19 protein-coding genes and 1 pseudogene are annotated in these 23,600 nt (G+C 64.0%); all 20 read left to right on the forward strand.

The genetic code is table 11. The annotated features are described in order from the left end of the window. Positions 1-709: pseudogene (locus L979_RS16285) on the forward strand (GNAT family N-acetyltransferase); the annotation flags it as partial. A gap of 358 nt (positions 710-1,067) precedes the next feature. Further along, entirely contained in the window at positions 1,068-1,598 is a 531-nt protein-coding gene (gene rplJ / locus L979_RS07835) for a 50S ribosomal protein L10 (RefSeq protein WP_047691262.1), read from the forward strand. A gap of 99 nt (positions 1,599-1,697) precedes the next feature. Further along, positions 1,698-2,084: a 50S ribosomal protein L7/L12 gene (gene rplL, locus L979_RS07840; RefSeq protein ID WP_047691264.1), complete on the forward strand. Its 387-nt coding sequence runs from the start codon at positions 1,698-1,700 to the stop codon at positions 2,082-2,084. A gap of 470 nt (positions 2,085-2,554) precedes the next feature. After that, a complete protein-coding gene (rpoB, locus tag L979_RS07845; RefSeq protein WP_047691266.1) occupies positions 2,555-6,061 on the forward strand; it encodes a DNA-directed RNA polymerase subunit beta in 3,507 nt (1,168 codons plus the stop codon). Positions 6,062-6,194: 133 nt separating this feature from the next. Beyond that, the gene (locus L979_RS07850) at positions 6,195-10,079 is read left to right on the forward strand and encodes a DNA-directed RNA polymerase subunit beta' (RefSeq protein ID WP_047691268.1); all 3,885 of its coding nucleotides are present in this window, start codon (positions 6,195-6,197) and stop codon (positions 10,077-10,079) included. Positions 10,080-10,416: 337 nt separating this feature from the next. Next, entirely contained in the window at positions 10,417-12,429 is a 2,013-nt protein-coding gene (locus L979_RS07855) for a neutral/alkaline non-lysosomal ceramidase N-terminal domain-containing protein (RefSeq protein WP_047691288.1), read from the forward strand. A gap of 31 nt (positions 12,430-12,460) precedes the next feature. Next, on the forward strand, positions 12,461-12,925 hold the full coding sequence (locus tag L979_RS14600) for an IclR family transcriptional regulator (RefSeq protein ID WP_156125491.1): 465 nt from the start codon (positions 12,461-12,463) through the stop codon (positions 12,923-12,925). Between the two features lie 61 nt (positions 12,926-12,986). After that, positions 12,987-13,229: an IclR family transcriptional regulator C-terminal domain-containing protein gene (locus L979_RS14605; RefSeq protein WP_255349599.1), complete on the forward strand. Its 243-nt coding sequence runs from the start codon at positions 12,987-12,989 to the stop codon at positions 13,227-13,229. Positions 13,230-13,340: 111 nt separating this feature from the next. Next, positions 13,341-14,540 (forward strand): 4-hydroxybenzoate 3-monooxygenase, encoded by a 1,200-nt coding sequence (locus tag L979_RS07865; RefSeq protein ID WP_047691270.1) that lies wholly within the window; start codon positions 13,341-13,343, stop codon positions 14,538-14,540. A 174-nt stretch (positions 14,541-14,714) separates the two neighbouring features. Next, complete coding sequence (gene pcaH / locus L979_RS07870) at positions 14,715-15,500, forward strand: protocatechuate 3,4-dioxygenase subunit beta (protein WP_047691290.1); 786 nt, start codon at positions 14,715-14,717, stop codon at positions 15,498-15,500. Beyond that, positions 15,493-16,110: a protocatechuate 3,4-dioxygenase subunit alpha gene (gene pcaG, locus L979_RS07875; protein ID WP_052209669.1), complete on the forward strand. Its 618-nt coding sequence runs from the start codon at positions 15,493-15,495 to the stop codon at positions 16,108-16,110. The genes pcaH and pcaG overlap by 8 nt, the downstream gene beginning before the upstream one ends. A gap of 30 nt (positions 16,111-16,140) precedes the next feature. After that, complete coding sequence (locus L979_RS07880) at positions 16,141-17,595, forward strand: lyase family protein (RefSeq protein ID WP_052209672.1); 1,455 nt, start codon at positions 16,141-16,143, stop codon at positions 17,593-17,595. After that, positions 17,582-18,469, forward strand: a complete 888-nt coding sequence (locus L979_RS07885; RefSeq protein ID WP_052209670.1) for an alpha/beta fold hydrolase — start codon at positions 17,582-17,584, stop codon at positions 18,467-18,469. The genes L979_RS07880 and L979_RS07885 overlap by 14 nt, the downstream gene beginning before the upstream one ends. Further along, the gene (locus L979_RS07890) at positions 18,466-18,882 is read left to right on the forward strand and encodes a carboxymuconolactone decarboxylase family protein (RefSeq protein WP_047691273.1); all 417 of its coding nucleotides are present in this window, start codon (positions 18,466-18,468) and stop codon (positions 18,880-18,882) included. The genes L979_RS07885 and L979_RS07890 overlap by 4 nt, the downstream gene beginning before the upstream one ends. Next, on the forward strand, positions 18,879-20,084 hold the full coding sequence (locus L979_RS07895) for a thiolase family protein (protein WP_047691274.1): 1,206 nt from the start codon (positions 18,879-18,881) through the stop codon (positions 20,082-20,084). Before L979_RS07890 ends, L979_RS07895 begins: the two co-directional genes overlap by 4 nt. A gap of 13 nt (positions 20,085-20,097) precedes the next feature. Next, the gene (locus L979_RS07900; protein WP_047691277.1) at positions 20,098-20,778 is read left to right on the forward strand and encodes a 3-oxoacid CoA-transferase subunit A; all 681 of its coding nucleotides are present in this window, start codon (positions 20,098-20,100) and stop codon (positions 20,776-20,778) included. Positions 20,779-20,864: 86 nt separating this feature from the next. After that, positions 20,865-21,521, forward strand: a complete 657-nt coding sequence (locus tag L979_RS07905; protein WP_052209671.1) for a 3-oxoacid CoA-transferase subunit B — start codon at positions 20,865-20,867, stop codon at positions 21,519-21,521. Continuing rightward, positions 21,521-22,333 carry an IclR family transcriptional regulator C-terminal domain-containing protein gene (locus L979_RS07910; RefSeq protein WP_047691282.1) on the forward strand — a complete coding sequence of 271 codons (813 nt, stop codon included), beginning with the start codon at positions 21,521-21,523 and terminating at the stop codon, positions 22,331-22,333. The genes L979_RS07905 and L979_RS07910 overlap by 1 nt, the downstream gene beginning before the upstream one ends. A gap of 369 nt (positions 22,334-22,702) precedes the next feature. Then, entirely contained in the window at positions 22,703-23,077 is a 375-nt protein-coding gene (gene rpsL / locus L979_RS07915) for a 30S ribosomal protein S12 (RefSeq protein WP_047691283.1), read from the forward strand. Next, entirely contained in the window at positions 23,077-23,547 is a 471-nt protein-coding gene (gene rpsG / locus L979_RS07920; RefSeq protein ID WP_047691286.1) for a 30S ribosomal protein S7, read from the forward strand. The genes rpsL and rpsG overlap by 1 nt, the downstream gene beginning before the upstream one ends. Positions 23,548-23,600: the final 53 nt, after the last annotated feature.

Genomic DNA, 23,600 nt, shown 5'->3' on the forward strand with positions numbered 1-23,600 from the left:
CACGGGTGCCTTGCCGATCATTGATCCTGATGCCTGGATTTCAGCAGCTGACGGGTCGGGGCGCTTGCCGGTGGCCAACCGCCAGACACGGTTCGCCGTCAGGTTCGGCTATGAACTGCAGACCGTCAGTGACGTCAGCCGCATCCGCGTGCCGCTGGACCCACACGAGCATGAGCGCCTGAGTTCTGAAGTCGAATCGCATCCAGGCGCTGAGGACTACCGCATCCACACCTGGATGGGTGCAGCACCTCAGAACTGGTTGGACTCCCTGGCCAAGCTCCATGAACGCATCCCGTCGGACTCGTTCGTGCCGCCGCGGTTGTGGGCGGAGGAGCCGTGGGATGCAGACCGCGTGCGTCGCACGGAGGCGCTGCGGGAGGAGAACGGGGACATCTCCCTGATGTCCGTGGTGGAACACGTGCCGAGTAGAGAGCTGGTGGGCATGACCGAGGTTGTGCTGCCGGGCCCTGATGCCAGCATCTGCTTCCAGGACGAAACCGTGGTGCTGCGGGACCACCGGGGCCGCAGGCTGGGGTTGCGCCTGAAGTTGGCCAACCTGGCGGCACTCGAACGGCAGACACCCAACGTGCATTCCATCTACGTGTGGACACACAGCGGCAACATCCGGATGAACTGGGTCAACCGCAGGTTGGGAGCCCAGACCCTGGGCCGTTCGGCCGTCTGGTCACGCCGAGTCGGCATCGAATGAGACATGGGCGGCCTGTGCCGTCGTCGTCGTGATTCGGCCTTTTTGCGGCTGATCGGCGGTGCCAGGTGACGCATCTCAAGCCGGTTGCCTCACATCAAGTTGCGTGGCGCGCACATGGCGGTTACTCTTGAGACATCCAAAGACCGTCGGTCGTGGTTCATCATGTCTGCAGCACACCTGGTGCACACGTGAGGAACCGCCGTAAGAGCCCACAAGGGCGTCCAACGCAGGTGTCCTGAACGTTTCTGTTCGTGCTTGATCTCCATGTCAAGTGTGTGCCTCAACGCCCTGGCTCCTGCCGGGGCGTTTTTTGTTGGGATTCGCACGGATGCGACCGGCCCACCAGGAAAGGAGTGCCATGGCGAACCCGGAAAAGGCCGCCGCGGTAGCAGAGCTCAAGGAGCAGTTCTCTGCTTCCAATGCTGCTGTGCTGACCGAATACCGCGGTCTCTCGGTGGCTCAGCTCAAGCAGCTGCGCCGCGCACTCGGTGAAGAAGCCGAGTACGCCGTGGTGAAGAACACGCTGGCCGGCATCGCCGCCCAGGAAGTCGGCATCGACGCGTTCGAGGGCAAGCTCAACGGCCCCTCAGCCATCGCGTTCGTTGCCGGTGACCCGGTCGCCGTCGCCAAGTCCCTGCGTGACTTTGCCAAGGAAAACCCGGAACTGATCCTCAAGGGCGGCTACATGGATGGCGCCGCACTTGATGAAGACGGAATCAAGAAGCTTGCGGACCTCGAGTCCCGCGAGGTTCTGCTGGCCAAGGTTGCCGGTGCCGCACAGGCATCGCTGTCCAAGGCTGCCGCACTGTTCCAGGCCCCGCTGTCCAAGACGGTCCGCACGGCCGAGGCCCTGCGCGCCAAGGTCGAGGAGACCGGCGAGGCTGCCTGACGTCTCTGACGTCCCACACACCGCAAGACCCCAGATCTGAACGGTCCATCACCCACCACGGGTACGGACGCAGACTCAAACCAAGAAGGAGCCATCACCATGGCAAAGCTTTCCACCGAGGAACTGATTGACGCTTTCAAGGAGCTCTCCCTCATTGAGCTCTCCGAGTTCGTGAAGGCCTTCGAGGAGACCTTCGACGTCACCGCTGCCGCTCCGGCTGCTGTTGCTGTTGCTGGCGCTCCGGCTGCCGGCGGCGAGGCCGCTGCTGAAGAGCAGACCGAATTCGACGTCGTCCTCGAGGCTGCCGGCGACAAGAAGATCGGCGTCATCAAGGAGGTGCGCGCCCTGACCTCCCTCGGCCTGAAGGAGGCCAAGGACCTCGTCGACGGCGCTCCCAAGCCGGTCCTGGAAGGTGCCTCCAAGGAGGACGCCGAGAAGGCCAAGGAGCAGCTCGAGGCCGCTGGCGCAACCGTCACCCTCAAGTGAGTTCCGCGGCTTGAGCCGCATCTTGCTGAACGAACCCCGTGCACTTCAGGTGCACGGGGTTCGTTCGTTTGTGCCGTTCTTCCCCGCCGAGCCGCGACTTGTACCGGTGATCTCGGCCGAGCAGTGACTTGTGCCGCCCATGAGCCCTGATGGGCGGCACAACCCACTGCTCGGCGGGTGGGGTGGGGTGGCCGGCGGCGACGACGGGCGCGAGAGACTAGCAGAAAGTTCCATCTGGTGGTGGACACGGCGCGTTCTGTGGCCTATTCTGGATCTTTGCGTCGTCCCTGATTTCAGCGTGCCTTCATATAGCGGTGGGCGCCCCTTCGGAACCATCAACCCCGTACTTCCCCCTAGTCAGCGTCACTGAGACCCCTGGTCCGGTGCATCGTTGAGCCGGAGTTGATGAGACCGTCACATCGGACGGGAACCGCGCGATTCACTTGCAGATCTGTGGAAGGAATCTCATCTTGGTCGCCTCGAGCACCGATTCGTCCGTCACCGCAAACACGACAGGGAACAACACCCCGCGTCGTGTCTCTTTCGCAAAGATTCACGAGCCCCTGGAGGTCCCCAACCTCCTGGCGCTGCAGACCGACAGCTTTGACCGTCTGGTCGGCAACGAGAAGTGGCAGGAGCGCCTGCGCCAGGTACAGGAAGCCGGCCAGACCGGTGTTCCCACCACCTCCGGGCTGTCAGACATCTTCGAGGAGATCTCTCCGATCGAAGACTTCCAGGGCACCATGTCCCTCTCCTTCACCGAGCCCGAGTTCTACGACCCCAAGTACACGGTCGAAGAATGCAAGGACCGTGACGCCACCTACTCGGCCCCGCTGTACGTGAAGGCCGAGTTCATGAACAACACCACCGGTGAGATCAAGCAGCAGACCGTGTTCATGGGCGACTTCCCGCTCATGACGGACAAGGGCACGTTTGTGATCAACGGCACCGAGCGTGTTGTTGTCTCCCAGCTGGTGCGTTCCCCGGGTGCCTACTTTGAAAAGGGCCAGGACCGGAACTCGGACAAGGACATCTTCTCCGCCAAGATCATCCCGTCCCGCGGTGCATGGTTCGAGCTCGAGATCGACAAGCGCGATCAGGTGGGCGTGCGTCTGGACCGCAAGCGCAAGCAGTCCGTGACCGTTCTGCTCAAGGCCCTGGGCTGGACCGAGTCCAAGATCCTGGAAGAGTTCGGCGAGTTCGACTCCATCCGTGCCACCTTGGAGAAGGACACCACGGAGACCCGCGAGGATGCCCTGCTGGACATCTACCGCAAGCTGCGTCCGGGTGAGCCGCCCACGGTTGATGCTGCCCAGCAGTTGCTGGACAACATGTACTTCAACCCCAAGCGTTATGACCTGGCCAAGGTCGGGCGCTACAAGATCAACCGCAAGCTCGGTATCGACAAGGGCTTTGACGACCCCGATGCCTCGGTGCTCTCCATCGAGGACATCGTGGCCATGATCCGTTACCTGGTCACCCTGCACGCCGGTGGCGACTCCATCCAGGGTGTCCGCGACGGCGAGGCACGCGAGATCCGAATCGACGTCGATGACATCGACCACTTCGGCAACCGTCGTATCCGTGCCGTGGGTGAGCTGATCGAGAACCAGATTCGTACGGGCCTGTCCCGTATGGAGCGTGTGGTGCGTGAGCGCATGACCACGCAGGACGTCGAGGCCATCACCCCGCAGACCCTGATCAACATCCGCCCCGTGGTGGCTGCGATCAAGGAGTTCTTCGGTACATCCCAGCTGTCCCAGTTCATGGACCAGAACAACCCGCTGGCCGGTTTGACGCACAAGCGCCGTCTCTCCGCGCTGGGCCCGGGTGGTCTCTCCCGTGACCGCGCCGGCATGGAGGTCCGTGACGTCCACCCGTCGCACTACGGCCGTATGTGCCCGATCGAAACCCCTGAAGGCTCCAACATCGGCCTGATCGGCTCGTTGGCAACCTACGCGCGGATCAACCCGTTCGGTTTCATCGAGACCCCGTACCGTCGCGTGATGGACGGTGTGGTGACCGACGACGTCGTGTACCTGACCGCCGATGACGAGCGCGGCGCCGTGATCGCCCAGGCCAACGCTCCGCTGACCGACGACCTCCGCTTTGCCGAGGACGCCGTACTGGCCCGTGCCGCTGACGGTTCCGGTGAAGCCGTGCTGGTTGAGCCCGGTGACGTCGAGTTCATGGACGTTTCCCCGCGCCAGATGGTCTCCGTGGCCACGGCCCTGATTCCGTACCTGGAGCACGACGACGCCAACCGAGCCCTGATGGGTGCCAACATGCAGCGCCAGGCTGTGCCGCTGTTGGTGACCGAGGCCCCGCTGGTGGGCACGGGCATGGAGCGCTTTGCCGCCATGGACGCTGGCGATTCTGTGCTGGCCGTCAAGCCGGGTGTTGTGACCGAGGTCGCCGCCGACCACGTGACCGTGGCCAATGACGACGGCACCACCAAGGACTACGTGGTGGGCAAGTTCGTCCGCTCCAACCCGGGCAACACCTACAACCAGCGTGTGATCGTCTCCGAGGATGACCGCGTGGAGAACCGTACGGTCATCGCCGATGGTCCCTCCACCGATCACGGTGAGTTGGCGCTGGGCAAGAACCTGCTGGTTGCCTACATGTCCTGGGAGGGCCTCAACTACGAGGACGCCATCATCCTCTCCCAGCGCATGGTCTCCGACGACGTCCTGACCTCGATCCACATCGAGGAGCACGAGATCGATGCCCGCGACACCAAGCTCGGTGCCGAGGAAATCACCCGTGACATCCCGAACGTCTCCGAGGAAGTGCTCTCCGCACTGGACGAGCGCGGCATCATCCACATCGGTGCCGAGGTCCAGGCCGGTGACATCCTGGTGGGCAAGGTGACCCCCAAGGGTGAAACCGAGCTGACCCCGGAGGAGCGCCTGCTGCGCGCCATCTTCGGTGAGAAGTCCCGCGAGGTTCGTGACACCTCCCTGAAGGTGCCCCACGGCGAGTCCGGAACCGTGATCGGCGTGCGCGTGTTCGACCGCGATGACGACGGCGATGATCTCCCCGCAGGTGTCAACCAGGTTGTGCGTGTGTACGTGGCGCAGAAGCGCAAGATCACGGACGGCGACAAGCTGGCCGGCCGTCACGGCAACAAGGGTGTGATCTCCAAGATCCTGCCGGTCGAGGACATGCCGTTCCTGGCTGACGGAACCCCCGTTGACGTGATCCTGAACCCGCTGGGTGTGCCCGGCCGTATGAACCTGGGCCAGGTGCTCGAGGTTCACACCGGTTGGTTGGCCAAGCAGGGCTGGGAGATCGAGGGAAACCCCGAGTGGCTGGATCGTCTGACCAACTTCCCCAAGTCCACGGGACAGGTCAACGTGGCCACCCCGGTGTTCGATGGTGCCCGCGAGGACGAGATCTTCGACCTGCTGGATCACTCCAACACCACCCGTGACGGGGATCGTCTGATCAACCACACGGGAAAGGCCCAGCTGTTCGACGGCCGTTCCGGTGAGCCGTTCCCGGACCCGATCTCGGTCGGTTACCAGTACATCTTGAAGTTGCACCACCTGGTGGACGACAAGATTCACGCCCGTTCCACCGGTCCGTACTCCATGATCACCCAGCAGCCGCTGGGCGGTAAGGCTCAGTTCGGCGGTCAGCGTTTTGGTGAGATGGAGGTCTGGGCCCTGGAGGCTTACGGCGCCGCTTACACGCTGCAGGAGATCCTGACGGTCAAGTCCGATGACGTTCACGGGCGCGTGAAGGTCTACGAGGCGATCGTGAAGGGCGAGAACATCCCCGAACCGGGTGTCCCCGAATCCTTCAAGGTCCTGATCAAGGAAATGAAGTCCCTGTGCCTGAACGTCGAGGTCCTCTCGGCCGACGGCCAGACCATTGAGATGCGCGATGCGGATGACGAGGTCTTCCGCGCAGCCGAGGAGCTCGGCATCGACCTCTCCCACTCCGAGCCCAGCTCGGTCGAAGAGGTCTGAGCCGGCGCCTGCGCCCGGGTGAGCCGCCGTCGTCGTTGTGCACTGAGTCAGTGACGACGACGGCGGGTCACCCCACCGACTTCATCCAGACAAGATTTCAAGAAGAATTCACAGAAAGAGATCAAGGATCCTTATGTCCAACGATTCTTCACTCAACCTCATGCGGATCGGCCTGGCCACGGCCGACCAGATCCGTAGCTGGTCCTTCGGCGAGGTCAAGAAGCCCGAGACGATCAACTACCGCACGCTCAAGCCGGAGAAGGACGGCCTGTTCTGCGAGAAGATCTTTGGCCCCACCCGTGACTGGGAGTGCTACTGCGGCAAGTACAAGCGCGTGCGCTACAAGGGCATCATCTGTGAGCGCTGCGGCGTTGAGGTGACCCGTGCCAAGGTGCGTCGTGAGCGCATGGGCCACATCGAGCTGGCAGCTCCTGTGACCCACATCTGGTACTTCAAGGGTGTTCCCTCCCGTTTGGGCTACCTGCTGGATCTGGCGCCGAAGGACCTGGAGAAGGTCATCTACTTTGCCGCCTACATGATCACCAAGGTGGACGAGGAGGCTCGTCACGACGACCTCCCCAACTTGCAGGCTGCCATCGACCGTGAGAAAAAGGCCCTGGAGGACCAGCGCGATTCCGACGTCGTGGCCATCGCCGGTGACCTGGAGCAGGATCTGGCCACGGTTGAGGCCGAGGGCGGCAAGGCCGCTGAGAAGCGCAAGCTGCGTGACGCCGCAGACCGCCAGATGGCCAACGTGCGCAAGCGCGCCGACCGTGAGGTCGAGGCCCTGGAGCGTGTGTGGGACCGGTTCAAGAACCTGAAGGTCAACGACCTTGAGGGTGACGAGGCCCTGTACCGCCAGATGGTGGACCGCTACGGCATGTACTTTGAGGGCTCCATGGGTGCCGAGGCGATCAAAAAGCGCCTGGAGACCTTTGACCTGGCTGGTGAGGCAGAGACCCTGCGGGAGATCATCGCCACCGGCAAGGGTCAGCGGAAGTCCCGTGCGCTCAAGCGCCTGAAGGTGGTCAACGCCTTCCTGACCACGGACAACTCCCCGCTGGGCATGGTCCTGGACGCAGTTCCGGTGATCCCGCCGGAACTGCGCCCCATGGTGCAGCTGGACGGTGGCCGCTTTGCCACCTCCGACCTGAACGACCTCTACCGTCGTGTGATCAACCGCAACAACCGCCTGAAGCGTCTGCTGGATCTGGGTGCTCCCGAGATCATCGTGAACAACGAGAAGCGCATGCTGCAGGAGGCCGTGGACTCCCTGTTCGACAACGGCCGTCGGGGCCGCCCGGTCACCGGACCCGGCAACCGTGCGCTGAAGTCGCTCTCCGACATGCTCAAGGGCAAGCAGGGCCGCTTCCGTCAGAACCTGTTGGGCAAGCGTGTGGACTACTCGGGCCGTTCGGTCATCGTGGTGGGTCCGCAGCTGAAGCTGCACCAGGCCGGTCTGCCCAAGCAGATGGCTCTGGAGCTGTTCAAGCCTTTCGTGATGAAGCGCCTGGTGGATCTCAACCACGCTCAGAACATCAAGTCCGCCAAGCGGATGGTGGAGCGTTACCGCCCGCAGGTGTGGGACGTGCTGGAAGAGGTCATCACCGAGCACCCGGTGCTGCTCAACCGTGCACCAACCCTGCACCGTCTGGGCATCCAGGCCTTTGAGCCCCAGTTGGTGGAGGGCAAGGCCATCCAGCTGCACCCGTTGGTCTGCTCGGCGTTCAACGCCGACTTCGACGGTGACCAGATGGCTGTGCACCTGCCCCTGTCCCCGGAGGCCCAGGCCGAGGCCCGCATCCTGATGCTGTCCTCCAACAACATCCTGAAGCCCTCGGACGGCAAGCCGATCGCCCTGCCGTCGCAGGACATGATCATCGGTCTGTACCACCTGACCACCGAGCGTGCCGATGAGGTCGGTACGGGTACCAGCTACTCCTCGGTGGCTGAGGCCATCATGGCTTTCGATGCCCACAAGCTGCACCTCAACGCCAAGGCCAAGATCGTGGTCAACGACTTTGTGCCGTACGCCGGTTGGGTTGCTCCTGAGGGTTACGAGCAGGGCGATGCTGTCACGCTGGAGACCACGCTCGGTCGTGTGATCTTCAACCAGCAGCTGCCGGCCGACTACCAGTGGGTTGAAGGCGTTGCGGACAAGAAGTTCCTGTCCAAGCTGGTCAACGACCTTGCCGAAACCTACCCCATGGGTGTGGTTGCCCAGACCCTGGACAACCTCAAGGACGCAGGCTTCTACTGGGCCGCTTGGTCCGGGATCACCGTGGCGATCTCCGACATCGCCACGCCTCCCGCCAAGCCCGGCATCATGGAGGGTTACGAGTCTCAGGCCGCCAAGATCCAGGGCCAGTACGACACCGGTTTGATCGACGACGACGAGCGCCGCTCCGAGTTGATCGACATCTGGACCAAGGCCACCGATGAGGTTGCCGAGGCCATGCGGGAGAACCTGGGCGAGTTGAACACCATCAACCGCATGGTTTCCTCCGGTGCACGTGGTAACTGGATGCAGGTCCGTCAGATCGCGGGTATCCGTGGTCTGGTGGCCAACCCCAAGGGCGAGATCATGCCCCGTCCCATCAAGTCCTCCTACCGTGAGGGCCTGTCGGTTCTGGAGTACTTCATCGCCACGCACGGTGCCCGTAAGGGTCTGGCTGACACCGCTTTGCGTACCGCCAACTCGGGTTACCTGACTCGTCGTCTGGTGGACGTGTCCCAGGACGTCATTGTCCGTGAGGCGGACTGTGGCACGGATCGTGGTTTGACTCTGCCCCTGGCGGTTGAGGAAAACGGCGCCCGTGTGCTGCACGAAGAGGTCGAGAACACCGTGCACGGTCGTGTGGTGGCCATCGACGTCGCCGATGCCAACGGTGAGGTGCTGGCAGAAGCCGGTGCTGACATCTCGGATGCCTTGATCGCCTCCCTGTTCAACGCCGGCGTGGACGAGGTTCGTGTGCGCTCGGTGCTGACCTGTGAGTCCGCCGTGGGTGTTTGTGCTGCTTGCTACGGCCGTTCCTTGGCCACCAACAAGCTCGTGGACATCGGCGAGGCCGTGGGCATCATTGCCGCGCAGTCGATCGGTGAGCCCGGTACCCAGCTGACCATGCGTACCTTCCACACCGGTGGTGTGGCTTCCTCTGACGGTGACATCACCCAGGGTCTGCCCCGTATCCAGGAGCTCTTCGAGGCCCGTACCCCCAAGGGCGTGGCTCCGATCTCTGAGGTGGCCGGCCGTGTGAACATCGAGGACACCGACAAGGGTGTGCGCGTTGTGGTCACTCCGGACAACGGGGACGAGGAGTTCGCTTACCCGGTGCTGCGCCGCGCCAAGATGCTGATTGCTGATGGTGATCACGTGGAGGTCGGCCAGCAGCTTGTGGCCGGTGCCGTGGACCCCAAGGAGGTCCTGCGCATCCGTGGCCGCCGCGCTGCACAGAAGCACTTGGTGGATGAGGTCCAGGGCGTGTACCGCTCCCAGGGTGTGGGCATTCACGACAAGCACGTGGAGGTCATCGTCCGCCAGATGCTGCGCCGCAACACCGTGATCGAGTCGGGTGACACCGATCTGCTCCCGGGTGAGTTGGTGGATGACGTGCGCTACCGCGAGGCCAACCTCAAGGCTGTGTCCGAGCAGCAGCGTCCGGCCGCGGGCCGTCCCGAGCTGATGGGTATCACCAAGGCTTCCTTGGCCACGGATTCCTGGCTCTCGGCGGCGTCCTTCCAGGAGACCACTCGTGTTCTGACCCAGGCTGCCATGGAAGCCAAGTCGGATCCGCTGGTGGGCCTGAAGGAGAACGTGATCATCGGTAAGTTGATCCCGGTCGGTACCGGTTTGGCTCGTTACAACAACGTGAGCGTTGAGCCCACGGAAGAGGCCAAGGCGACTCTGTTCACCGATTCCGGTGCCTACGCGGACTTCTCGTACGCGGAGGAGAACTCCGGGTTGGGTTCTGAGTTCCAGGCCATCCCGTTGGAGGACTACGACTTCGGCGCCAACTGAGCGTGATTGCGTCACTGACGACAGTGACTACGGCTGATGCTTGATCAGCCCAGGTGAGGGCCCTTTCCCCGTTGCTGCGGGGGAGGGGCCCTCACCTTTTCTGCTGTCCCCTCGTGTGCGGACAATGCGGATTCACCTGCATCCAAGGCAGGGTTCCGGGTCTACCGTGATGCCCATGAACGCGCGCGCATTTCGTAGGGCCGAAACAACATGGAACGTTCCTTCGGTTGAATGTGACGGCGTTGCCGGACCCCACGCGGGCCACCTGAATCAGGGGGATGGTGTCGACCCGCAGCCCACCCGCAGACAAGTGGGCCAGTGGGGTGTGCTGGGAGTCATGGCAGCTGCCACGGCAGGGGCAGCCACCACGGCCTCCGGATTCACGGCTGCGCAGGCTGCTCCCGCCCAGTGGGGCGGTGACGCCACCTTCTTGATCGGCCGTGCAGTCACGGACTGCACGGGACCGGCCGGTGGTGTGGGGTTCTTCGGCTACGGAGACACCCAGCAAACAGGCCGTGGGGTGCACATGCGCCAACGGGCACGCGCTTTCGTGATCGAGGACCAGAGCACCGGGGAACACGTGGCAATCGTGGTGGCGGAGGTGCTTTCCCCGTCCAACGCCGTTCGTCAAGCTGTGCTCAGTCGACTCGGCCGGCGGGCACCCGGGCGTTGGTCTCAGGCGCAGGTGGTCATCTCCAGCACCCACACCCATGCCACTCCCGGTGGCGCCACGCATGACCAGTTGCACAATGTCACCACATGGGGTTTCCACCGGCGCAGCTTTGAGGCCCAGGTGGATGCCATGGTTCAGGCTGTTCTGGCCGCGGATGCGGACAAGGCCCCAGGGCATCTGCGCGTGAGCCGATCAGAGCTGACGGATGCCGGCGTGAATCGTTCGTCAGTGGCCTTTCAACGCAATCCCGTGGAGCTGCAATCCGCTCTGCCGGGTGGGATTGATCCAGCCTCCGTGACCTTGCGGTTCGAGCGGGACGGCCGCACGGACGCGGTCATCAACTGGTTTGCCACGCACTCCACCTCCCTGATGAACACCAACCGGTTGATCTCCGGGGACAACAAGGGCTACGCGCAGTACGCCTTGGAACGTCTGGACCACGGTGTGGATCTGATGAGTCGGTCCCGCCCGGCGTTCGTGGCTGCTTTTGCCAATGCCAACTCGGGTGACATCACTCCCAACCTGAACTTGGCACCGGGACAGGGTCCCACCTCTGACCAGTTCGAGAACATGAGGATCATCGGCGCCCGGCAGGCTGATGCGGTGCGCTCACAGTTGGGCTCCGCCGGAGATCCGGTGGGCAGCGGTGTGGAAGCGCGCATCACCTACGTGGACATGCGCGGTTACGCCATCCGTCCGGAGTTCTCCGGAACGGGCCGAACCGAGCGCACGGGATGGGCCAGCCTGGGCACAGCTTTCGCCGCCGGAAGCACAGAAGACGGCGGGGGAGTCTCCATCTTCAGTGAAGGTCTGGGTGGCAACCCGTTGCTTTCCACACTGCAGGCCTGGCGCTACCGGGTGGATCGTTTTGACGCCGCCGTGCAGTCGCCCAAGGTTTGTCTGCTGTCCGTGGGCGCCATGGATTGGGTCCAGCAGCAGGTTCCCGTTCAGCTGATCCGACTGGGCAAGTATTGGATTGCGGCCATGCCGGGTGAGATGACTGCGGCCACCGGGGTGCTGTACCGCCGGGCCGTTGCAGCCGCCACCGGGGCTCAGGAGGCAGATGTCCTGGTGCACGGCACGTGCAACGCCTACACCCATTACGTGACCACACCGGATGAGTACGATTCCCAGCAGTACGAGGGCGCTGCCACCATCTACGGACGCCACAGCGCCGGCGCTTTTTGTCAGGTTCTGGATCAGTTGGGCCGTGCAGTGGTGAACGGGGCGCCTGTGAGTCTGGGGTCCATGCCGCCGGACAAGTCCTGGACTGCACTGCCCTCCTTGCAGGGTGAACCTCCCACGGACCTTCCGGAATTCGGACGGTGGTTCGGTCAGGTGATTGAGCAGCCCACCAATGTTGGCCCGGGCGCCACAGTGCGGGCGCGGTTCGTGGGGGCCCACCCCAACAACGATCAACGCCGCGGCAACACGTACATGGCTGTGGAGCGCAACGACGCCGGGGCCTGGGTTCGGGTGCGCGACGACCAGGACTTCGACACCCGCTTTGAATGGCAGGACCGCGGTCTGGGGGTCTCCCGGGTGACCTTGTCCTGGACCGTACCGCAGGGTGCTGCAGGAACCTACCGCTTTGTCTACACCGGCAATCGAAAGACGGCCATTGGCACCTACCAGTCGGTGACGGGAACCAGTCGGAATTTCACGGTGGGCGGCTGAGGGCGCCGTCGTCGTGCGGGAGAATGCTTTCATGGCCAATTCCCGCAGTGGCGAAACCGTGATTGAGCGCGTGGACAAGATTCTGGCGGTGTTCACGGCGCATCGCCCGCGGCTGACGGCAGCCGAGGTGGCAGACGGCAGTGGTCTGCCCAGCAGCACCGCCCACCGGCTGTGCGGGGAGCTGGCCCAACGTGGGTGGTTGGAGCGTGACGGCGGGGCCTACGTGGTGGGAACACGGCTGTGGGAACTGTCCACCCGGTCGGCCCAGGAATCTTCCTTGGCGGCTGTTGCCACGCCGTTCATGCAGGACGCCCACGCCGTGCTGGGACAACACATTCAATTGGGCCGGCGCCAGGGCAGGGAGGTCTTGATCCTCCAGCGGCTTTCCGCCCGAGGTGCGCGCAGCATCAGTTCCGGTGTTGCGGGGAGACTGCCGTTGCACGTCTCAGCGGTGGGGCTGATCCTGCTGGCCTGGATGGATCCCCAGGCCCGTTGAGGGGTGCCTCCGGGACCTTCACGCGGCTCAGGAGAGCATTCCGCAGGGCACGGTCACACAGCTGGAACGCATCCTGGCTGCCATTCGGTCGGTGGGCCACACGGTCCAAACGGGCAACGTGGAACCAGACCGGACAGCCATTGCCGTGCCTGTGCGCAACCACCGGGGAGACGTGGTGTCGGGCCTGGGGGCGGTACTGGACCGGGCAGAGGTCTCCGTGGATGCGGAGGTCACCGTCCAGGTGCTGCGGGCAGCAGCCCACGGTGTGGAACGGACGCTGAAACGCAACGGGCGGCCGGTGTGATCGCTTGCACTGCGGTGAAATCCCATTGAACAGGATGTCTGTGGGCCCTGTCATAGCCAGGTGTCACACTGAGCGCACAGTTGTTCGGTAGGCGTTCAGGAGGTCAGCGGGATGGTTCAGCACACCCCAGGTCAAACAATCCAGACTCAGGTGGGCATTGTGGGTGGCGGGCCTGCAGGCCTGATGCTCTCCCACTTGTTGGCTCGGGAAGGAATCGAGTCCGTGGTGGTGGAGACCCGCGATCCGGAGACCATCCGCAACACCCACCGCGCCGGCATTTTGGAAGCCGCCAGCGTGCGGATGCTCACGGAGACCGGCGTTCAGGGGCGTGTCCTCACGGAAGGTCACGAGCACCGTGGGACCACTTTGCGTTACGACGGTGAAAACCACCACATCGACTTCCAGGACGCCGTGGGGCAGTCCGTGTGGTTGTACCCGCAGAACGAGGTCTTCTGGGATCTGGCTCAGGCGCGGGAGCGTGACGGGGGAGTGGTGTTCTGGTCCGTTGCAGACACGGCGGTGCGCGGAATCGAGACCGATTCCCCGCGGATCACGTTCACAGACGCTGAGGGTACGGGCCGGGAGATCCAAGCCCAGATCGTGGTCGGGGCAGACGGGTCGCGCTCCATGTGCCGCCAGTTGATCCCGGAGGAGGTGCGGACGGACAACTTCATGGAATACCCGTTCGCCTGGTTCGGAATCCTGTGTGAAGCACCTCCCAGCTGGCCGGAACTGATCTACGCCAACTCCGATGCCGGTTTCGCCTTGATCTCCCAGCGCTCGGACACGGTGCAGCGGATGTACTTCCAGTGCGATCCGGAGACCAACGCGGATGACTGGACGGATGAGCAGATCTGGGCGCGACTGCAGGAGTGCATGCAGGGTCCTGATGGCTTTGAGCTCAAGGAGGGGCGGATCTTTGACAAGACCGTTCTGAAGTTCCGCTCCTACGTCTGTGAACCCCTGCGCCATCACAATCTGGTGTTGGTTGGGGACGCCGGCCACACGGTTCCGCCGACTGGCGCCAAGGGGCTGAACCTGGCGTTCTGTGACGTACGTGTGCTGGCGCCGGCACTGGTGGCATGGTTGCGTGACGGTGATGAATCCGGGCTGGCGGGCTACTCCGCCAAGGCGCTGGAGCGGGTCTGGAAGGCGCAGAACTTCTCCTACTGGGCCACCAACATGATGCACACCCGCCAGGATGAAAACCCGTTTGCCCAGAAGCGTCGTCGTGGAGAACTGCGCTCCATCACGGACTCGGAGCGCGGACGTGCGTACTTCTCCGAGTGCTACACGGGGTGGCAGGACTGACAAATTTGTGCGCATTGCGTACAAGTGTTCGCAATGCGTGTGATCTGCGCTATTCTCGTATCAGTCGATCAGGGCCGACGACGAGTGGCAGCAGCCGCCTGTGGGCGGGAACACCGGTACGTCCCTGACAAGTGGCCGCACAGCGGCGCTTGAGCAACACCGAAGGAGATGATCATGGCTGAACCCGTTGTTTCATCGGATGCCGCCGCGAACTCTCAAGCGGAGATCTCTGCTGACATGCAGGAGATCCAGCGCAGCTACGCCGCGTCAGGCGTGCTGGAGACGCAGCCTCGAATCGACTATCCGCCGTATCGCAGTTCCATCCTGCGCCACCCCACCAAGGACCTTCACCACGCAGATCCGGAGACCATTGAGCTGTGGGCACCGGCCTTCGGCCAGCGGGACGTCCATGCGTTGGAAGCTGATCTGACCATCCAAGGTGGTGGTGAGCCCATCGGCGAGCGCATGACCGTGCGTGGTCGCGTGCTTGATGGTGACGGTCGCCCCGTGCGCAATCAGTTGGTGGAAATCTGGCAGGCCAACGCAGCCGGGCGCTACATCCACAAGCGCGATCAACACCCCGCGCCCATCGATCCCAATTTCACCGGGGTGGGGCGGTGCCTGACGGATGCGGACGGCAATTATTCGTTCACCACCATCAAGCCCGGTCCGTACCCGTGGAAGAACCACCACAACGCGTGGCGTCCGGCGCACATCCACTTCTCCCTGTTCGGCACGGATTTCACGCAGCGGATGATCACCCAGATGTACTTCCCCGGTGACCCGCTGTTTGATCTGGACCCGATTTACCAGGCGATCGTGGATCCCAAGGCCCGCGAGCGTTTGGTGGCCAACTACGACCATGACGCCTCTGAACACGAATGGTCCCTGGGCTACACCTGTGACATCGTGCTGACCGGTTCGCACCGCACGCCCACGGAGGAGGACACCGATGTCTGAGCAGCACACCAACACCTCGACCACTGCACCGGGTGAGCGGTTGATTCCCACCCCCGGTCAGACCATCGGACCGTTCTACGGGTTCGCCCTGCCCTACCCGGGGGGCGAAAACCTGGTGGATCGCTCCCACCCAGATGCTGTGCGCCTGCATGGCACCGTGTATGACGGTCACGGGGATCCCGTGCCCGATTCCATGCTGGAAATCTGGCAGGCAGACGCGCAGGGGCGGGTTTCCCAAGAGCCTGGTTCCCTGGTGCGTGACGGTTACACCTTCACCGGATTCGGCCGGGTGGCCGTGGACAACGTGGGCCATTACGACTTCACCACGGTCAACCCCGGGGCCACAGAGGATGGCAAGGCAGCGTTCATCACCATGACGGTGTTTGCCCGCGGACTGCTCAACCGCCTGTTCACCCGGATCTACCTTCCGGAGGACCAGGCAGCACTGGAGCAGGACCCGGTCTTGTCCTCCTTGGATCCGCAACGACGCCGCACTCTGATTGCCCAGCGTGAGGAGGATGGTTCCTTGAAGTTCGACATCCACCTCGAGGGTGACGGTGAAACGGTCTTCCTGTCCTACCCGAACCACCGACTCGACCACTCGGCCTGAGTGGGCGGCTTCACCACATCTGAGTGCACCATGACTGACCACGGCCTTCTGACGCCCGGAACGCACCGTTTCCACAGCCTGACCGACGACGACGCTTTTCTGCGTTGTCTTGTTGAGGTGGAAGCCGCGTGGGTCCGAGCCCAGGCCGTAGTCGGTTTGGTGCCGCAGGCCCATGCGGATGTGGTGGACGACGTCGTCGCGGGTCCGTTGTGGGTCGGAGGGCTCAACGCCAAAGATGTGGCTGTTGCAGCAGAAGCGGGCGGCAACCCCGTGATCGACCTGCTGGGGCACGTGCGCGCAGCAGTGCGGGCCGTGGATGCTGGTGCGGCCGGGAGCGTTCACCGTGGTTTGACCAGCCAGGACGTGATGGACACGGCTCTCATGCTGCTGGCCCGGCGTGCAGTGACCGCTGTTCAGGATCACCTTGATGCGGTGTTGCAGGCGCTGGGGAAATTGGCCGCTGAGCACCGCACCACCAGTTGTGTGGCCAGGACCTTGACCCAGCACGCGGTGCCCTCCACGTTCGGGCTGCGCTGCGCGCGGTGGCTGCACAGTGTGCTGGATGCCCGGCAGGCCGTGGCGGCTCTGAGGTTCCCGGTGGCCGTTGGCGGGGCGGCTGGAACGTTGGCCGGCACCTCCGCCCTGTTTGCGGATCGGCCTGCATCTGAGCGTGCGGCTGCCGTGGATGGGCTCAACCAGGCGTGGGCCGCTGAGCTCGGTCTGGACCAGGCGGGCCATGTGTGGCACACCGCCCGTGGCCCGGTTCTGCAGCTCGGTTCCGCCGTGGCGCAGAGTTGTGCAGCACTTGGCATGGTAGCCAACGACGTTCTGGTGCTGGCTCGCCCGGAAATCGGGGAGGTGCGGGAACCGACTGCCCCCGGGCGTGGGGTCTCCTCTGCCATGCCGCAGAAGCAGAACCCCGTGCTCTCCGTGTTGATCAAACGTTGCGCGCTGAGCACTCCGCAGATGCTGGCCCAGCTCTACCTGGCAGCCGGCGCCTTCGTGGACGAACGTCCGGAGGGAGCCTGGCACGCCGAGTGGCCGAGCCTGCGTGAGCTGCTCACCATGACCGGAACTGCTGCCATGCATGCCCGGGAACTCACGGAAGGTCTACGTGTGGACGCGGAGGCCATGCGGCGCAATCTGGAACTCAGCGGCCCCGGGTTGGTCTCTGAACGTCTGGTGGCCGAGCTTGCGCCGGCATTGGCAGATCCAGCCGATGCCAAGAAGACCATTCAGGCGGCCATCAGCACCGAACCACAGGATGCAGCATCCGTGATCGAGCGTCTGGTGGAACTGACCAAGGGGCGGCCCCTGCCGGACGGAGGCGCCGCGGACGCGCAGGTGATTGCCCAGCTGTGCGATCCCGGTGAGTACGTGGGTGAGGCCCACGCTCTGGTGGATCGGGCCCTGGATCGATTGACCGAACTTGACCATCACCGTTCAGACCAAGATCACGAGGGAGACACCCATGGCCGTTCCTGAGATTCACATCGTGGGGCTGGGGGAGCCCACCGAGCAGGGCCCGGCAGCCCAGAGCGCACGATTGGCTGCTGCGCCGTTGCTGCTGGTGGGGCCCTCCCTGGGGACCTCGGTGACCAACCTGTGGGGGCCTGTTGCCCGTGAACTGGCAGGCAAGGCCCGCGTGCTGGGTTGGGACCTGCCCGGACACGGCGTGACCCCTGCGGCTGCCGAGCAGTTCACCATGGCGGAGCTGGCTCAAGGCGTTGTGCAGGCGCTGGACACGGTCCTGGCAGGGGAGAACATCTCAGAAACAGATCGATCGTTCTTTTATGCCGGGTGCTCGGTGGGTGGCTGTGTGGGGCAGCAGCTGCTGGTGGATGCACCCGAGCGGGTCCTGGGTGCAGTACTGGTCACCACCTCTCAGAAGGTGGGCACCCCAGAGGGCTGGCGGGAACGCGCTGAGCTGGTGGCTCAGGCCGGCACCCCCACGCAGGTGATCGGCAGCGCCAAACGGTGGTTCGCAGAAGGGTTCATTGCCCGGGATGCCCACAGTGGCGCAGGCGTGTCCACCGGTTTGCTCCATGATCTCCAGGATGCAGACCGCCACGGGTACGCCCAGGTGTGTGAGGCCCTGGCAGGCTTCGACATCCACGGTCAGCTGTCCCACGTTGAGGTTCCGGTGGTCGTCGTCGCCGGTGGGCAGGACGTTGCCACGCCACCGGAACAGCTGCGGGAACTGGCCCAGGCCATTGCCGGTGCCCAATACGTCGAGTACGACGACGTCGCCCACCTTCCCCCTGCCGAAGCCCCCGAGCGTGTGGCCCAGCAGATTGCCACCATCTTGGCCGCGCAGGGAACCGATCAGCGGCAAACGCCGGAGAGGACCGAGGCGTGAGTGCACATCCTGACCGTACCGAGTCCCAAGCCCACGCAGACGGCATGGCCGTACGCCGCCAGGTGCTGTCCGATCAGCACGTGGACCGAGCGGAAGCAGGCAAGAACGAGTTCACGGAGGAATGGCAGGACTTCATCTCCCGCTACGCCTGGGGGGAGATCTGGACCCGACCAGGCCTGGACCGACCCATGCGCAGCGCCATCACACTGACCGCCTTGATCGCAGGTGGCCACTGGGGCGAGTTCGAAATGCACGTCCGCGCCGCCCTGCGCAACGGGTTGACGCGTGAGCAGATCAAGGAAGTTCTGCTCCAGTCAGCGATCTATCTGTCAGTACCTTCAGCCAACAACGCCTTTTCGCATGCCCGCGCGGTCTTTGACCGCCTGGATGCTCAGGAGGAGAGCACCTCATGACTTCGTCCTACCTGTACGACGCCGTACGGACCCCGTTCGCAAAGATCGGTGGTGCCCTCTCCGGCCACCGCCCGGATGACCTGGCCGCCCTGGTGGTGCGCACCATGGTGGAACGTGCACCGGAGTTGGATCCTGCCCGGATCGATGAGGTGATTTTCGGAAACGCCAACGGTGCCGGTGAGGAGAACCGCAACGTGGCTCGCATGGCCACCCTGCTGGCAGGTTTGCCCACCTCCGTGCCGGGCACCACGGTGAACCGTCTGTGCGGATCCTCTTTGGATGCCGCCATGATCGCCTCCCGCCAGATCGAGGTGGAGGAAGCGGATGTGATGTTGGTGGGTGGTGTGGAGTCCATGTCCCGGGCGCCGTGGGTCCTTCCGAAAACCGAACGAGCCTTCCCCATGCAAGACCTCAAACTGGCCAACTCCACGCTGGGGTGGCGCCTGGTGAACCCACAGATGCCGGGGGAGTGGACCGTTTCTCTGGGAGAGGCCACTGAACAACTGCGGGAGAAGCATGGCATCACCCGCGCTGAGCAGGACGAGTTCGCCGCACGGTCCCACCAGCTGGCGGCCGCAGCATGGGATCAGGGCCGCTACCAGGACCTGGTGGTCAGCGTTCCCGCCAACTCCAAACGGGGTACGGAGGTGACACGGGACGAGACCATCCGTCCGGACTCCACGGCCGAGTCCCTGGGCGGACTGCGCACGGTCTTCCGTGCGGAGAACGGCACCGTGACCGCCGGCAACGCTTCTCCCATGAATGACGGCGCCTCCGCCGCCTGGCTGGGCTCTGCGGCTGGTGGTGACGTGCTGGGCCTTGAGCCGCTGGCGCGCATTGCGGGGCGCGGCGCTGCTGCCAACGAACCCCAGTTCTTTGGGGAGGCCCCCGTGGAAGCCGGGAACATCGCTCTGCGGCGCGCTGGAATCACCTGGGACCAGGTTGGTGCCGTGGAGCTCAACGAGGCTTTCGCGGCACAGTCACTGGCCTGTGTCCGCCAATGGGGGATTGATCAGGAGATCGTGAACACCTGGGGCGGAGCCATTGCCATCGGTCACCCGTTGGGAGCCTCCGGCACCCGGGTGCTGGGCACCCTGGCGCGTCGCCTCAAGGCGGAGAACCAGCGGTGGGGTGTGGCCTCCCTGTGCATCGGCGTGGGTCAAGGCCTTGCCGTGGTGCTGGAAAACCAAGACGCGAACTGAAGGACTGCTGAACATGCTCAACGTCGTGGAATCCGCGGCAGCCGCCGTGGCACCCATCAAGAACGGATCCACCGTGATGATCGGTGGGTTCGGGGTGGCCGGTCAGCCGGTGGAACTCATTGATGCCCTGATCGAACAAGGCGCCACGGACCTAACCGTGGTCAACAACAATGCCGGCAACGGGGATGTTGGGTTGGCCAAGCTCATCAGCCTGGGGCGCGTCCGGAAGATCATCTGCTCCTTCCCACGCCAGGCGGACTCCCATCACTTTGATGCCAAGTACCACGCCGGTGAGATCGAACTGGAAGTGGTGCCCCAAGGCAACCTTGCCGAACGCATCCGCGCCGCGGGGGCAGGCATCGGGGCGTTCTTCACGCCCACCGGTTACGGCACCCCTCTGGCTGAGGGCAAGGAGGTCCGTGAGCTGGGTGGAAAGATGCAGATCTTGGAATTGCCCATCACCGCTGACTTCTCCCTGACCAAGGCCGTCACCGCAGACACTGCCGGGAACCTGGTCTACCGCAAGACGGCCCGTAACTTCGGGCCCATCATGGCGGCTGCAGCCACCCACTCAATAGTGCAGGTCAGCAACATTGTGCAGCGCGGCCAGCTGGACCCCGAGGTGGTGGTCACCCCGGGCATCTACGTGGACACCGTGGTGGCCATTGACTCCCCAGCCGTGGGCCAGGCCTGATTCCGGGTACCGGGTGGGCAGATCAGCAACATGTAGGCCGATCAGCAACATGTAGGCGGACCGAAACCATTGAAAGAGAGCACAGCATGACTCGCATGACTCGGGATCGCGCCCTGAGCCCGGAGGAACTGGCGGAAGTGGTGGCTGCGGACATCCCCGCCGGCGCTTACGTGAACTTGGGCATCGGCCAACCCACTTTGGTGTCCAACTACCTGACTCCGGAGGATGATGTCACTCTCCACACGGAGAACGGAATGTTGGGCATGGGGGCGCAGGCACACGGTGAGGAGGTGGATCCGGATCTGATCAACGCCGGGAAGATCCCCGTGAAGGAAACAGAGGGGTGCTCCTACTTCCATCATGCCGACTCGTTCGCCATGATGCGCGGCGGTCACCTGGACTGTTGTGTCCTGGGGGCCTTCCAGGTGGACCGCAACGGGAACCTGGCCAACTGGCACACGGGCAAACCCGATGCCATTCCTGCAGTGGGTGGAGCCATGGACCTGGCAACCGGTGCCAAGCAGACGTTCGTGATGATGACCCTGACCGCCAAGAACGGTCAGCCCAAGCTGGTGGCGGAGTGCACCATGCCCTTGACCGGCGTGGGGTGTGTCTCTCGCATCTATACTGACCAGGCAGTGTTCCTCATCGAGGGGGACGGGTCAGTGGTGGTCCGGGAGACGTTCGGGTGTGATGTTGAAGCCGTCCAGGAGCTCGTACCTTTTGCCCTTGAGCGCGCTTGATGGTACCTGACGCATCTCAAGGTCCTGAGGCAACCACGCGTGAGGGTGGTGGGCACTTCGTCCAGTCCCTGGCCCGCGGGTTGGCGGTCATCGCCGCATTCGATGACCGCCACCCAGCCATGACACTTTCCGACGTCGCACGGCGTACCGGACTGACCCGTGCCACTGCCAGGCGGTTCCTGCTGACCCTGGAGGAGCTGGGCTACGTGCGCAGCGACGGTCGCCAGTTCGAGCTCACGGCCAAGGTGCTGGAGCTCGGCTACTCCTATCTCTCTGCCCTCAGCCTCCCGGAGCTGGTCACCCCGCACTTGCGCAAACTCTCTGACCAGGTCCAGGAATCGTGCTCGGTGGCAGTGCTGGATGGCCCGGACATCGTGTACGTGGCACGGGTGCAGATGCGCCACATCATGAACGTTGCCATTTCCGTGGGTACCCGCTTCCCGGCGCACGCGACCTCCATGGGGCGGGTGCTGTTGGCGGATCTCAGCAACGACGACGCCGTGGCCCGCTGTGGGCAGCACCTGGGAGAACACCAGCTGGCTCGTACGGTGTCCACGCCGCACGAACTCATCAGGCGTTTGGATGAAGTACGCAGGCGGGGCTACGCCGTCGTCGATCAGGAACTGGAGGCCGGGCTGCGCTCCGTTGCCGTGCCGTTGAAGGATTCTGCGGGCAAAACCGTGGCCGCGGCCAACGTGTCCATGCGGGTGGGTGCAAGTCCCGCAGCCGATGACCCCGTGGGGCAGATCCTGCCCGCTCTGCAGCAGTGCGCAGCGGCAGTGCATCAAGATCTGGTGGCCAGCGCCGTCTGACGTGACCCAGGCGACCTCATGGGCCCGGTTCAAGGGTTGGTGGGCGCCGGTGGACTCTGTTAAGGTGGCTGAGATGAGCTCGATCACCCATGTGGACTTCTTGATGTCATAGTCAAGATCCACAAGATCGCATTCCAGTGGCAATTTGGACACCGTCCCGAGGATCGCAAGATGAACCTCAGTGCCACTTTTTTGCGTGTCTGCAAACCATTCGTCCCAGTGCGGATCACCCGCACGCCACCGGGATGCGTGAACGCCAGGTCCTGAGGCAGGGCACCACGGCGTCGTGGGTGACGAGTAGGCCGTCAAAAGCCGAAGACCAAACAAGAGCGGCGCCGTGTGAGCGGCCCGCCACCACCAGGAGACGAAGTGCCAACAATTCAGCAGTTGGTCCGAAAGGGCCGCAGCCCGAAGGTCGTGAAGACCAAGGCGCCTGCCCTGAAGGGCAGCCCCATGAAGCGTGGCGTGTGCACCCGTGTGTACACCACCACTCCCAAGAAGCCGAACTCCGCCCTCCGTAAGGTCGCCCGTGTGCGCCTCAACGGCGGCGTCGAGGTCACCGCTTACATCCCCGGTGAGGGCCACAACCTCCAGGAGCACTCCATCGTGCTCGTTCGCGGTGGTCGTGTGAAGGACCTCCCGGGTGTCCGCTACAAGATCGTCCGCGGCGCCCTGGACACCCAGGGTGTCAAGGGTCGCGGCCAGGCCCGCTCCCGCTACGGCGCGAAGAAGGAGAAGAAGTAATGCCTCGTAAGGGTCCCGCTCCCAAGCGCCCGCTCGTTGTCGACCCCGTCTACGGTTCGCCGGTCGTCACCCAGCTGATCAACAAGGTCCTCCAGGACGGCAAGAAGTCCACCGCAGAGCGCATCGTTTACGGTGCCCTGGCCGGTGTGGAGCAGAAGACCGGCTCCGAGCCGGTTGCCACCCTGAAGAAGGCCCTGGAGAACGTCAAGCCCGCTCTGGAGGTGCGCTCCCGCCGAGTCGGCGGTGCCACCTACCAGGTGCCGGTTGAGGTTCGAGCAGGCCGCTCCACCGCCCTGGCTCTGCGCTGGCTGGTCGGCTACGCCAAGGCCCGCCGTGAGAACACCATGACCGAGCGTCTCATGAACGAGATCCTCGATGCCTCCAACGGCCTCGGTGCCGCGGTCAAGCGCCGTGAAGACACCCACAAGATGGCTGACTCCAACAAGGCCTTCGCCCACTACCGCTGGTAATACCAGCCCCGCTGGTACCATCGGCCCGGTCTGCCGTCCACACAGTGACCGCT

Origin of the sequence: Kocuria sp. ZOR0020 (assembly GCF_000800955.1) — a bacterium.
Taxonomy (GTDB): Bacteria; Actinomycetota; Actinomycetes; order Actinomycetales; family Micrococcaceae; genus Kocuria; species Kocuria subflava.